An 11750-nucleotide genomic window follows, 5' to 3' on the forward strand; every position below is an offset into this window, starting at 1 on the left:
CAAAATTATTGATGATTCTCTAAGACGATTTCAAACTGGGTAAGCTGTTTAAACTGACTCAACCGCTGATAAACTTCCTTGTCTTCGAGATGTTTCATCCGTTCTGTACCAAATTTTTCAACACAAAAGGAAGCTAAGGTAGAACCATAAATGACAGCATTTTTCATATTCTCAAAAGAATAGTCTTCTGTTTTTGCCAAATACCCTGCAAATCCACCAGCAAAAGTATCGCCAGCGCCAGTTGGATCAAATACTTCTCTCAATGGTAAGGCAGGTGCAAAAAAGACGTTTTCGCCATGGAACAACAAAGCGCCATGCTCTCCTTTTTTGATGACCACATACTTTGGACCCATCTCATGGATTTTTTGGGCAGCCACTACAAGCGAGTATTCCCCAGTCAATTGACGTGCTTCTTCGTCATTAATGGTAATGACGTCTACTTTTTTGATCACTGCTTTTAATTCTTCAAGAGCACAATCCATCCAAAAATTCATGGTGTCTAAAATCACCATTTTAGGTTTTTTGTTCATTTGCTCTAAAACACCCATTTGAACTAACGGATGTAAATTGCCAAGCATGACCACGTCTGCATTCTTATAGTTTTCAGGAACTACCGGATTGAAATCGGCAAGCACGTTAAGTTCAGTTGCCAAAGTGTCACGGGTGTTCATATCATTATGATATTTTCCACTCCAGAAGAAGGTTTTGCCTTCATTTATAATTTCAACACCCGTGATGTCAAGATTCTTATTAGCTAACAAGTCTAAATATTCTTGAGGAAAATCACCGCCAACAACCGAAACAATTGCGGCATCTACATTAAATTGGGATGCTGCCAAGCCTATAAAGGTTGCGGCGCCGCCCAAGATTTTATCTGTTTTTCCAAAAGGTGTTTCAATAGCGTCAAAAGCGACGGTACCTACTATTACTAATTTACTCATACTGAGGTTTCAAAATTTGCTGCAAAGATAATGCTTTTTAGTCACGAATTCAGTACTAATTTCGAGGAATTATTCAGGTTTGTCAAGAATGGAAATGACGTAAAAAGGCCTTGGGGTAATTCAAAAATGATTATTTATCTAAATAATGATCCGTGTTTTCAAGTGGTGTTGCCGGCATTCCTTTATTGCTAATGTTATAAATGGTTGCTAGAGGATAACCCAAAAGCATTGAGGAACCTGTTCTAATGATAAATTGGGTTAAATGATTTTGCAAGTGGTTATGGAGTAAATAGATAAAAGATAATTGTTTTGACGGACAAAAGGCTGCTTCTGGCTCATCCAAATAAATTCCGGGTTACTTTATCATTGGGTTCATGGTATGAAGGTATGCTTCCCCACTGGAAAGGGCATTTAATTCTTGGCCATAGTTTTTTCTTATATACCGGATCTGTTCCGCGTCTTTTTCGTTTGACTGATAAGTGAGCAGGAACATTTACTTTCTAAATCAGAAAATGTATTTTGGATATGGACATCTGTTTTATTCCCACTGTTGAGGTAATTGCCAAGATCTTCAGCCCTAAAGAAAAGCCAGGTAGGATGTTCAATAGCCTAAGTAAGTTCTCAAAAAAGGCACTAGGCGTTTTTCAGGATCAAAATTGGGTTTGTTATAATCAGCGGCATTCATATGAGGGAGCTGAATCTACTTGCAATATTTCCAATAAGACGCTCTTACTTCCGCCCAAAATCCGCAGGAATCTCTCCCCAAGCTTTGGTTTCCCATTTGACTATGGTCGTCGTGTAAGTATTCGTTTTAAGCCAGTTAACGGCTCGATCTACCAATTCAAATAGCTCCCTGTTTTTTGCATTGCGCGGTAATTTTGTATTACAAGTTTTTTTCTTGACCCAACTCATCGCAATTTTTGAATCAGTATACATGATCCGTTCGCTTTCGTGTTTTTTAAGGAAAGCCAAACCATGAACAAGGGCTAAGAATTCTCCAATATTATTGGTTCCTTCAGGAAATGGGCCTTGAATGAAGAGTTGTTTTTTCGTTTTGGTATCCACGCCTCTATATTCCATAATACCCGGATTACCACTTGAGGCTGCATCTACTGAAATGGAGTTGTAGTTGGGCTGTCCTATTTTTTTGAGTTGTGCCTCGGTCAAATCACTTTTAAAACTTTTGGATTTGCCTATATAGTCTCTGTAGTTTCCATCGAGAGCTTTTTTTGCAGCATCAAAGGTTTCAAAAGATTTGTATTGTGCCCCTGGGTAATCTGTGATCTGGGCCTTGCAATCGTTCCATTTTTCAAAAATACCGGTTTTGTGACCTTTCCAAACGACGTAATATTTCTTCTTTTTGCTCATGTTTACTTCCCGCGACGGCGGTAATCCCACTAAATTTATTAATAATTTCTTGCACGCGAGTTATACAGATTTTCACTAATTCGGACGAAACAGCCTACTCATTTGAGGATCTATCCTTCCCTTCGGCCATTGGAATTACTCTCTTGAGTTCTCAATAATTCCTCAACCACCTTCGGGAAATGCGCCATTTCTAATTCGTGTATTTTATCCGCAACCGTTTCCGCGGTATCTGATGGGCTCAGGTCGCATTTCGCCTGAAAAATGATTGCGCCTTCATCATAATGCTCATTAACATAATGAATGGTAATACCTGTTTGAGCTTCTTTATTCGCCACAACTGCATCATGGACAAAACTACCATACATTCCCTTTCCACCGTATTTGGGAAGTAGGGCAGGATGGATGTTGATGACTTTATTAGGGAATTCATGCAGAATAAAATCTGGAAACTTCCATAAAAAACCAGCCAAAATTATCAAATCGGGCTGCGATGATTTTAAGATATTGAGCACGTCATTACTCTGGGAAAATGCAATTCTGTTGAAAGACAGCGCACTTACCTTGAGGTTTTTACAGCGGTCTAAAACTTTGGCATGAGGATTGTTAGTCAACACCAGAATGACAGAACCAATATCTCTGTTGTGAAAATACTTGATTAAATTTTCAGCATTAGTACCACTTCCGGACGCAAAAATTACGATACGTTTCATCGGCTAATTTCTCTTTTTAAATTATTGTCAGACCTGACTGTCAAAATGCAGGTGCAATTTACTATCAAATTAAAAAATGTTCAGCAAAATTCCATAATCTCATTTCATTTACAGATATTAGCTTCCAAATTCAAAAACAAAAAAAAGAATAATTATTAACAATTAGGAGGTAAAATAGAAATACTTAGATGTATTTTTGCAAATCACAAACACAATTCTAACACATTGTAGAAATAATAATGGGTTTTAGAATAAAGTTTTTTATTTTTGCCAATTAATAAAACTTAAAATTAAATATTATGTCAGACATTGCATCAAGAGTAAAAGCGATTATAGTAGACAAATTAGGTGTAGACGAGAACGAAGTTGTCACTGAAGCAAGCTTCACAAATGATTTAGGAGCAGATTCTTTGGATACTGTGGAATTGATCATGGAATTTGAAAAGGAATTTGATATCCAAATTCCAGATGACCAAGCAGAAAATATTGCTACAGTTGGTCAAGCTATCTCTTATATAGAAGCAGCAAAATAAGTAACAGACTTTATGGAATTGAGGCGAGTTGTAGTTACAGGGTTAGGTGCTCTTACACCAATCGGGAATACCAAAGATGAATATTGGGACGCTCTGGTTAGTGGTAAAAGTGGTGCTGCGCCAATAACATATTTTGATACTGAAAAGTTCAAAACTAAATTCGCGTGCGAATTAAAAAACTTTGATGCTACCCAATTCATTGACAGGAAGCTGGTCAACCGAATGGACAGATTTACGCAGTATGCCATGGTGGCTTCAGATGAAGCCATTGCAGATGCTAAATTGGATCTAAATGTTGTGGACAAACTTCGCGTTGGTGTTATTTGGGGAGCTGGTATTGGAGGTTTAGAGACTTTTCAAAATGAGGTGCTTAATTTTGCCGCAGGAGATGGAACCCCGCGTTTCAATCCGTTCTTTATTCCAAAAATGATTGCAGATATAGCTCCAGGGAACATTTCCATTAAGCATGGATTTATGGGCCCTAACTATACCACGGTTTCGGCTTGTGCATCTGCTGCCAATGCAATGATTGACGCCCTAAACTATATTCGTTTGGGCTATTGCGATGTAATTGTTACGGGCGGTAGTGAAGCAGCTGTTACCATTGCAGGAATGGGTGGCTTTAATGCCATGCATGCCTTATCAACCAGGAATGATAGTCCAGAAACGGCTTCGAGACCTTTTGACGCTACCAGAGATGGTTTTGTTTTGGGTGAAGGTGCCGGTGCGATCATTTTGGAAGAATATGAGCATGCAAAAGAAAGAGGAGCCAAGATATATGCTGAGGTAGTTGGAGGCGGATTGTCGTCTGATGCCTATCATATGACTGCCCCACATCCTGAGGGAATAGGAGTTATTGCCGTAATGAGAAATTGTTTGGAAAATGCTGGATTGAAGCCCGAAGATGTTGATCATATCAATACACACGGTACGTCCACACCTTTAGGTGATGTTGCTGAACTTAAAGCCATTACGGAGGTTTTTGGTGAACATGCCAAGAATATCAATATCAATTCAACAAAGTCAATGACAGGCCATTTGTTAGGTGCCGCAGGGGCTATTGAAGCCATTGCTTCAATTTTGGCCATGGAACACGGCATTGTGCCTCCAACGATCAACCATTCGGTTGTTGATGAAAATATTGATCCGCAATTAAACTTAACACTTAACAAAGCTCAGAAGAGAGAAGTTAACGTGGCCATGAGTAATACTTTTGGATTTGGCGGTCATAACGCTTGTGTATTATTCAAAAAATTAGATTAAATCCCGAATGAATTACATTCGTAACATATTAAATTCCCGTTCTAAAAATGACGGGAATTTTTTTTTAGAACTTCAGAAAATCTTAGGTTATAAGCCTAAAAACAAGAGTCTTTACATTAAGGCGTTTACCCACCGTTCCATGAATATCAAGGATGAAAAGGGAATGGCGCTCAACTATGAAAGGCTCGAATTTGTTGGAGATGCCATGCTAGGACTTGTTATTGCCGCTTATCTTTATGCCGAAGTGCCGGAAGGAGATGAGGGATACTTGACAAAAATGCGCTCTAAAGTAGTCAGTAGGGAGCACCTAAATGAATTGGGCAAGGAACTTAAGCTCATCGACTTTGTCGAATCTAAAATCCCTAAAAATAATTTTGGAAGTAACATTCACGGTAATTTGTTTGAAGCCCTTGTTGGCGCTGTTTTTCTTGACAAAGGTTACAAACAATGCGAGAAGTTCATCAATAAAAAAGTCATCAACAAGCATATTGATATTGAGACGCTAGAAGGAAAGGTCATTAGTTATAAAAGTTTGGTGATTGAATGGTGCCAAAAAGAAAAGAAGACTTTTGACTATAATGTCTATGAAGATACGGGCAATGATAATCTCAAGCATTTTTCCGTGAAGCTCTCCATAGATGGAAAAGTAGTTTCCAAAGCACGAGCAACTTCAAAAAAGAAGGCCGAAGAAAAAGCTTCCAAACGTGCTTTTTTTGCTTTTCAAAATAAGATAAATCGATCTTTTAAAGAATAGCTCTCCGCGTTCCATAAAAGTTACTAACTATAACGATTTCGCTTGATGCGCCTGTTAAGAATATACCAAACTTGATATTACAGTGGAGATAAAGTGCTATCTTTACGGCTCATGTTATTATCACTATGGCGTTACACAAACTACTTGTAGATGATTTTTATGACGCATCCTACTCACTTTTAGCCGTACATTGTAGATTGGAAGATTACAGATTGGCGTATCTTCTCAATAAATATTTGAACCTGAACCTGAAACGTCAACCTCAAGATTTAGACTACAAATATTTTGCTGCTAACTATCCTATTTACGAATGGTTTGATGAAGAACTTTTTACAACTTGGCACATGGTGTCAAACGTTTGTAAAAAAGAGGAGGACATCTTGCAAAGTTCTGGTTCCTTGTTTTCAACCAGTGAAAAAGTATTGAAAACATATCATTTGCTGCCTGAACTTAAAAATGTGGATTTTTTGATCAAAATCACCAATGACGACCGCTATCTGGACGAGAAGCTGATGTTAGACAAAATCCAGGCCATCCCTCAAGTAATAACAACCTACACGATTGATGTAGACCAATTAAGGTCTAGAGATAATTTAATTTTTTGATTAATGCAAAAACGAAAAAAAACAAAAATAGTAGCCACGTTAGGACCAGCTACCAGTACTAAAGCCGTATTAAAAGGAATGCTTGATGAAGGTGTGGACGTCTTTAGAATTAACTTTTCCCATGCTGATTATGCAGATGTTGAAGAACGCATCAAAATGATTCGTGAACTCAATGAGGAATTTGGATATAATGCTGCCATTTTGGGCGATTTACAAGGGCCAAAATTGCGCGTTGGCGTAATGAAAGGCGAAGTTGTGGTTAATGAAGGTGATGAAATAATTTTTGCAACGGGCAAGAAATTTGAAGGCACAAAAGAGCGTGTCTATATGACCTACGATAAATTTCCACAAGATGCAAAACCAGGCGAACGCATATTGCTGGACGATGGGAAATTGATTTTTGAAGTGGTCTCTACAGATAAAAAATCTGAAGTTAAGGCTCGTGTCATTCAGGGCGGTCCTTTGAAATCGAAGAAGGGTGTAAACCTACCAAACACGAATATTTCACAACCTGCCTTGACAGAAAAAGATATTGAAGATGCCATTTTTGCAATCAAAATGAAAGTGGATTGGATGGCTCTTTCCTTTGTGCGCCATGCGGAGGACTTAATGGAACTTGAAGAATTGATCAAGAAGCATAGTGATCATAAAATTCCGATTATTGCCAAAATTGAGAAACCGGAAGCTGTAGAAAATATTGATAAAATTGTTGCCTATTGTGATGGATTGATGGTAGCACGTGGTGACTTGGGTGTGGAAATTCCTGCAGAGGAAGTTCCATTAATTCAAAAACAACTGGTTTTAAGAGCCAAACGCGCACGTATTCCAGTAATCATTGCCACGCAAATGATGGAAACGATGATTTCAAGTTTGACGCCAACGCGTGCAGAGGTGAATGACGTTGCCAACTCAGTAATGGATGGGGCTGATGCTGTGATGCTTTCAGGTGAAACTTCTGTAGGACAATATCCTGTGCAAGTGATCAGACAAATGAGCAATATTATTAAAAGTGTGGAGGATTCACCTTTGATTAAGGTACCACAGTCGCCACCACATATTCGTACCAAGCGTTATATAACAAAATCCATTTGTTTTCACGCCGCAAATATGGCCAATGAAATCAACGCAAGAGCAATTTCAACATTGACGAATAGTGGTTATACTGCTTTTCAAATTTCAGCGTGGAGACCAAGTTCACATATTTTAGTATTTACATCTAATAGACGTATTTTAACACAACTCAGTTTATTATGGGGAGTTAAAGCGTTTTTCTATGACAAGTTTGTAAGCACTGATGAAACTATTGAAGATGTGAATGCCATAGCGTGTAAAGAAGGCTATCTAGAGACAGGTGATATGCTGGTAAGTTTGGCGGCAATGCCTATACAAGAAAAAGGGATGGTCAACACTTTAAGAGTTACTGAAATTACGAATTGTAATTTTTAAGTTAAGAAGCTATATAAGATTTAGCTTTTACACATACCAACCTCAAAGGCTTTCAATCAAAGTCTTTGAGGTTTTTTTATTGATAAATGTATGATGTTTAAAAAAGAGTTAAATTTATAGACCGTCAAATTTGAAAAATTATAAACGCAACCAATTCGTTGAAGATACATCTGTTGATATAGCATCGACTTTATAGTTTACAAAAAACAATATAACGCTAATGAAAAAGGCCTTCCTTCTTTTACTTCTATGTATAAGTTTTAGTTGTGCCGATAACGATATGGGCACCCATGGCACTGTTAATTTAAAGCGTGATGGGTGTTTTGACAAATTTGAAAGTGACGCCCGCATCTGTTTGGACTCGATTGTTAATGATTCAAGATGCCCAACAGGTGTTGTTTGCGTTTGGGAAGGTGATGCTGTGGCCGCTTTCACATTTACAAAAAACAATACTGTCAGGAGTTTTAAATTGCACACTAATAGCAAATTTCAAAACGATACCATCCTTGAAGGGTTTACCATCCAATTAGTTCAAATTATACCATATCCAATTTCAGATCAAACTATTGACCCCGATGATTATCGGGCAGAAATTAATGTTGTCGAAAATTAAAGTTAACCACGGATCTAACTAAAAACCAAACTTCAATTGTACGTTGACGGTTTGTTTTAAATTAGTCACTTGAGTAGCCTTGTCTTCAGTATTTAGGTTGGACATGGAAATCCCAAGTAACCTTACGGAATTACTCATCTTTTCTTGATACAATAAATCTTTGGCAGTATCAAGAATAACCTCTTTATTACTTACAAAATAGGGTAAGGTTTTGCTTCGGGTCTGTAGGGTGAAATCGCTGTATTTTATTTTTAAAGTGACGGTTTTTCCTGCCACTTTACTTTGTTCCAAACGCTTTGCGACTTCTTTGGCAATTTTTTCCAATTTTTCCAGCATGAAAATCTCACTTGATAAATTTTCATTAAATGTACGCTCAGCAGCTAAAGATTTTCGGATGCGGTTGGGTTTGACCTCACTGTTGTGAATGCCTCTAACCAGGTAGTAATAATAACTACCTGATTTGCCAAAATGCTGTTCAAGATAGTCTAGGGATCTTAATTTTAAATCTTCACCCGTAAAAATCCCCAATTGATACATTTTATCGGCCGTTACTTTTCCCACGCCGTGAAATTTCCTGATATCCAAAGCTTTTAAAAAGTCTAAAACATCTTCAGGATTGACTGTTTTTTGTCCGTTAGGCTTGTTGTAATCGCTGGCAATCTTAGCTACAAATTTATTAATGGAGATTCCTGCCGAAGCGGTAAGTCCAACTTCTTTAAAAATACGTTGTCTAATTTCTTGGGCAATCAAAGAGGCACTTGGATTGCCTTTTTTATTCTCGGTCACATCCAAATAGGCCTCATCCAAAGAAAGAGGTTCCACCAAATCTGTATAATCATAAAATATGGTTCTTACTTTCTTTGAAATTTCCTTATAGCGATCAAATCGTGGGGGAACAAAAATCAAGTCAGGACAGTTACGTTTAGCTTGCATCCCACTCATCGCACTTCGAACACCAAATTTTCTCGCTTCATAACTTGCAGCTGCCACAACGCCTCGTTTCTCACTACCTCCAACCGCCAATGCTTTACCTTTCAATTCAGGATGATCCATTTGTTCAACAGATGCGTAAAAAGCGTCCATATCCACATGAATGATCTTTCTTATTGGTAAATTGTTTGGCATAGTGTAAATTTATAACATCTAAACGGAACAGAAATTATAAAAGATGGCAAAAACGGCTATTGTTTTGGGAGCAACTGGGTTTACAGGGAGCATTTTGTTGAAAATGCTCTTGGAAGACGAGCGCTATGGTCATGTGACTGTTTTTGGAAGGAATTCTTGTAACATTAAACATCCAAAATTAGAAGAATATATCATTGACTTATTCGAATTGTCGCATTATCAAAATAAATTTAAAGCTGATGAAGTGTATTGTTGTGTGGGAACTACCAAAGCGAAAACCTCAAATAAAGATATCTACGTTAAAATTGATTATGGAATACCTGTGGCAGCGGCAAAACTTTGCAAAGAGAATGAAATTGACACTTTTTTAGTCATTTCAGCTTTGGGAGCCAAAAAGAAGAGTAAGGTTTTTTACAATAGAACAAAAGGAAAAATGGAAGCCGCAGTATTGGAGCAAAAAATTCCATACACTTATATTTTACAACCGTCCTTGATTAGCGGTAAACGCGAAGAATTTCGCTTTGGCGAATACGTGTTTAATGCCCTGATGAATCTCATAAAACCGATATTTCGTTTTGGAGGTCTTAAACGTTATCAGCCCATTGCCCCAGAGACCATCGCAAAATGTATGGTGTGGCTAGCAAATAATAAGTATAATTCAGTACGAATAGAATCAGAAAAAATACAGGAATTAGGTGAGTGAATTAATTGAAATAGAACGTAAGTTTTTAGTTGTTTCAGACGCGTTTAAGTCTGAAGCATTTAAGCGAACTCGGATTGTTCAAGCTTTTTTGAATTCAGATAAACGTCGAATTGTCCGCATCAGAATCAGTGGCGATGAAGGTTTTTTGACTATTAAAGGCGAACCATCAGAAGATGGGGTGTCTCGTTTTGAATGGGAAAAGCAAATATCCGTATCAGATGCCCTGGCTCTGTTGAAGCTGTGTGAAGAAGGCATTATTGATAAGATTAGGTATGAAGTTAAATCTGGGCAACATGTTTTTGAAGTGGATGAGTTTTTTGGCACTAATGAAGGATTGATTGTTGCAGAGATTGAACTTAGCCATGCTTCTGAAGTTTTTTTAAAACCAGAATGGCTCGGTAAGGAGGTTACCGGACAGTCAAAATACTTTAACTCTCAATTATTAAAGAACCCTTATAAAAATTGGTCTTAGTAAGTTTATAAACCAGAGAATTATGAAAAATATAGTTTGGATAGTTGGAGCATTGCTCTTTTTGACCTCTTGTAGTGAGAAATACCGAAAGATAGACAAAGATGATGTGACGGTAGGTTCAGAACGTTTGGATACAATCCTTCCTGAGCCGAAGACCCAAACAGAAATTAGAGAAGATTTGCTTAAAAAAGGTTATCAAATTTTTGATGTAATTGATGAGAAAACGAAGGATACGATTATCATGCAGCAATATTTTATCGCTTTTTTAAAGAATGGTCCCAACAAAATCCAAAACGAAGAAGAGTCCAAACGTCTATTAAAGGCCCATTTGGCGCACTTAAAGAACATGTATGATTTAGGTTATGCTGATATTTCTGGACCTTTTGGGGATATTGGTGACCTATCTGGAATTACCATTTATAATGTACCAACTTTAAAAATGGCTGACAGTCTCGCTAATGCTGATCCGATGGTTAAACAAGGCAGTTTGGTGATTGAAATTCACCCGTGGTGGGCTCCAAAAGGTTACTCCCTGAGGTAAATAATAAAAAAACCACTGTTTGCGCAACAGTGGTTTTCCAAAAGATGTATATGTTAGAAGTTTAAGCTTTCTCCTTTTTAGCGCAACATGCCTTTTTACAGTCGTCTTTACATGCTTTATTATCAATAGAATTGTGTTCATCTTTCAGGTTCTTATCGGCACAACATGCCATTTTACAATCTGCGCCACAGTTATGGTCCGTAGAAAATGCGTCAACATTTTTCATGTCCTTCACGCTATAGGCATCTGAAACCGATACAACGGCTTCCTCCAGAGTGCTAGGGCTTACTTTAGCATTATCATATTCAACCATTGCCAACCTTGTGTCAAAATCAACTGTAGCCGATTTTACGCCATCCATTTTAGCGATTTTCTTTTCAATCATTTTTGCACAACCCATGGCGCAGGTCATTCCCTCTATTCCAAACTCTGCTTTCGCATAGATAGCATTAGGATCCAATTGCTTTTCAGAGACCATTTCTGGTTGCTCCATGTCAATTGTTTTAATTTCAGGCTGAGCCTCTTTACAGCCTACTGAGAATAGTGCCAATGCAGTAAGCAATACAAGTGTTTTGAATGGTTTCATAGGATATAATAATTTAGAACTCGATGTGAGTTAAAGCGTTTAGAAAAGTAATAAGAAACAAACTTAAGAAAAGTTCAGCTTTTTTACATT

At 37.6% G+C, this 11750-nt stretch carries 14 protein-coding genes; 9 read left to right on the forward strand and 5 right to left on the reverse strand.

Annotated elements, in window-relative coordinates; all coding sequences use genetic code 11:
- Nucleotides 1–5 precede the first annotated feature (5 nt).
- From VLZ86_RS08695 to VLZ86_RS08705, 3 genes are all read right to left on the reverse strand, one after another.
- Nucleotides 6–941, reverse strand: a complete 936-nt coding sequence (locus VLZ86_RS08695) for a PfkB family carbohydrate kinase (RefSeq protein ID WP_325450356.1) — start codon at nucleotides 939–941, stop codon at nucleotides 6–8.
- A gap of 729 nt (nucleotides 942–1670) precedes the next feature.
- Nucleotides 1671–2309: a ribonuclease H family protein gene (locus tag VLZ86_RS08700; protein WP_325450358.1), complete on the reverse strand. Its 639-nt coding sequence runs from the start codon at nucleotides 2307–2309 to the stop codon at nucleotides 1671–1673.
- A gap of 110 nt (nucleotides 2310–2419) precedes the next feature.
- Nucleotides 2420–3019, reverse strand: coding sequence for a phosphoribosylglycinamide formyltransferase (locus VLZ86_RS08705; RefSeq protein ID WP_325450360.1), 600 nt, complete (start codon nucleotides 3017–3019; stop codon nucleotides 2420–2422).
- Between the two features lie 299 nt (nucleotides 3020–3318).
- Between VLZ86_RS08705 and VLZ86_RS08710 the strand changes: the two genes are divergently transcribed.
- The 6 genes from VLZ86_RS08710 (at nucleotide 3319) to VLZ86_RS08735 (ending at nucleotide 8233) form a co-directional block, all read left to right on the forward strand.
- Nucleotides 3319–3552 carry an acyl carrier protein gene (locus VLZ86_RS08710; RefSeq protein WP_007647141.1) on the forward strand — a complete coding sequence of 78 codons (234 nt, stop codon included), beginning with the start codon at nucleotides 3319–3321 and terminating at the stop codon, nucleotides 3550–3552.
- Nucleotides 3553–3564: 12 nt separating this feature from the next.
- Complete coding sequence (gene fabF / locus VLZ86_RS08715) at nucleotides 3565–4815, forward strand: beta-ketoacyl-ACP synthase II (RefSeq protein ID WP_325450391.1); 1251 nt, start codon at nucleotides 3565–3567, stop codon at nucleotides 4813–4815.
- Nucleotides 4816–4822: 7 nt separating this feature from the next.
- Nucleotides 4823–5569, forward strand: a complete 747-nt coding sequence (gene rnc / locus VLZ86_RS08720; RefSeq protein ID WP_325450393.1) for a ribonuclease III — start codon at nucleotides 4823–4825, stop codon at nucleotides 5567–5569.
- Between the two features lie 125 nt (nucleotides 5570–5694).
- Complete coding sequence (locus VLZ86_RS08725) at nucleotides 5695–6174, forward strand: IPExxxVDY family protein (RefSeq protein ID WP_325450395.1); 480 nt, start codon at nucleotides 5695–5697, stop codon at nucleotides 6172–6174.
- A 3-nt stretch (nucleotides 6175–6177) separates the two neighbouring features.
- Entirely contained in the window at nucleotides 6178–7620 is a 1443-nt protein-coding gene (gene pyk, locus VLZ86_RS08730; protein ID WP_325450397.1) for a pyruvate kinase, read from the forward strand.
- 220 nt (nucleotides 7621–7840) lie between these two features.
- Entirely contained in the window at nucleotides 7841–8233 is a 393-nt protein-coding gene (locus tag VLZ86_RS08735) for a hypothetical protein (RefSeq protein WP_325450399.1), read from the forward strand.
- An 18-nt stretch (nucleotides 8234–8251) separates the two neighbouring features.
- On the opposite strand, the gene dinB is transcribed toward VLZ86_RS08735, so the two are convergent.
- The gene (gene dinB, locus VLZ86_RS08740; RefSeq protein ID WP_325450400.1) at nucleotides 8252–9358 is read right to left on the reverse strand and encodes a DNA polymerase IV; all 1107 of its coding nucleotides are present in this window, start codon (nucleotides 9356–9358) and stop codon (nucleotides 8252–8254) included.
- 43 nt (nucleotides 9359–9401) lie between these two features.
- Between dinB and VLZ86_RS08745 the strand changes: the two genes are divergently transcribed.
- The 3 genes from VLZ86_RS08745 to VLZ86_RS08755 are packed head-to-tail and all read left to right on the forward strand — an operon-like array spanning nucleotide 9402 to nucleotide 11074.
- On the forward strand, nucleotides 9402–10061 hold the full coding sequence (locus VLZ86_RS08745; protein WP_325450402.1) for an NAD(P)H-binding protein: 660 nt from the start codon (nucleotides 9402–9404) through the stop codon (nucleotides 10059–10061).
- Nucleotides 10054–10533 carry a CYTH domain-containing protein gene (locus VLZ86_RS08750; protein WP_325450404.1) on the forward strand — a complete coding sequence of 160 codons (480 nt, stop codon included), beginning with the start codon at nucleotides 10054–10056 and terminating at the stop codon, nucleotides 10531–10533. The genes VLZ86_RS08745 and VLZ86_RS08750 overlap by 8 nt, the downstream gene beginning before the upstream one ends.
- 22 nt (nucleotides 10534–10555) lie before the next feature.
- Nucleotides 10556–11074 (forward strand): YciI family protein, encoded by a 519-nt coding sequence (locus VLZ86_RS08755; protein ID WP_325450406.1) that lies wholly within the window; start codon nucleotides 10556–10558, stop codon nucleotides 11072–11074.
- 61 nt (nucleotides 11075–11135) lie between these two features.
- Here VLZ86_RS08755 and VLZ86_RS08760 read toward each other — a convergent pair whose 3' ends face one another.
- The gene (locus tag VLZ86_RS08760) at nucleotides 11136–11660 is read right to left on the reverse strand and encodes a heavy metal-associated domain-containing protein (protein ID WP_325450408.1); all 525 of its coding nucleotides are present in this window, start codon (nucleotides 11658–11660) and stop codon (nucleotides 11136–11138) included.
- Nucleotides 11661–11750: the final 90 nt, after the last annotated feature.

The sequence above is a fragment of the Gelidibacter sp. genome (genome assembly GCF_035515035.1).
Classification (GTDB): domain Bacteria; phylum Bacteroidota; class Bacteroidia; order Flavobacteriales; family Flavobacteriaceae; genus Gelidibacter.

Excerpts from the sequence above, each read along its gene's own strand:
- VLZ86_RS08695 (WP_325450356.1), bottom strand. The coding sequence starts at position 941 with ATGAGTAAATTAGTAATAGTAGGTACCGTCGCTTTTGACGCTATTGAA.
- VLZ86_RS08700 (WP_325450358.1), bottom strand. The coding sequence starts at position 2,309 with ATGAGCAAAAAGAAGAAATATTACGTCGTTTGGAAAGGTCACAAAACC.
- VLZ86_RS08705 (WP_325450360.1), bottom strand. The coding sequence starts at position 3,019 with ATGAAACGTATCGTAATTTTTGCGTCCGGAAGTGGTACTAATGCTGAA.
- VLZ86_RS08710 (WP_007647141.1), top strand. The coding sequence starts at position 3,319 with ATGTCAGACATTGCATCAAGAGTAAAAGCGATTATAGTAGACAAATTA.
- fabF (WP_325450391.1), top strand. The coding sequence starts at position 3,565 with ATGGAATTGAGGCGAGTTGTAGTTACAGGGTTAGGTGCTCTTACACCA.
- rnc (WP_325450393.1), top strand. The coding sequence starts at position 4,823 with ATGAATTACATTCGTAACATATTAAATTCCCGTTCTAAAAATGACGGG.
- VLZ86_RS08725 (WP_325450395.1), top strand. The coding sequence starts at position 5,695 with ATGGCGTTACACAAACTACTTGTAGATGATTTTTATGACGCATCCTAC.
- pyk (WP_325450397.1), top strand. The coding sequence starts at position 6,178 with ATGCAAAAACGAAAAAAAACAAAAATAGTAGCCACGTTAGGACCAGCT.
- VLZ86_RS08735 (WP_325450399.1), top strand. The coding sequence starts at position 7,841 with ATGAAAAAGGCCTTCCTTCTTTTACTTCTATGTATAAGTTTTAGTTGT.
- dinB (WP_325450400.1), bottom strand. The coding sequence starts at position 9,358 with ATGCCAAACAATTTACCAATAAGAAAGATCATTCATGTGGATATGGAC.
- VLZ86_RS08745 (WP_325450402.1), top strand. The coding sequence starts at position 9,402 with ATGGCAAAAACGGCTATTGTTTTGGGAGCAACTGGGTTTACAGGGAGC.
- VLZ86_RS08755 (WP_325450406.1), top strand. The coding sequence starts at position 10,556 with ATGAAAAATATAGTTTGGATAGTTGGAGCATTGCTCTTTTTGACCTCT.
- VLZ86_RS08760 (WP_325450408.1), bottom strand. The coding sequence starts at position 11,660 with ATGAAACCATTCAAAACACTTGTATTGCTTACTGCATTGGCACTATTC.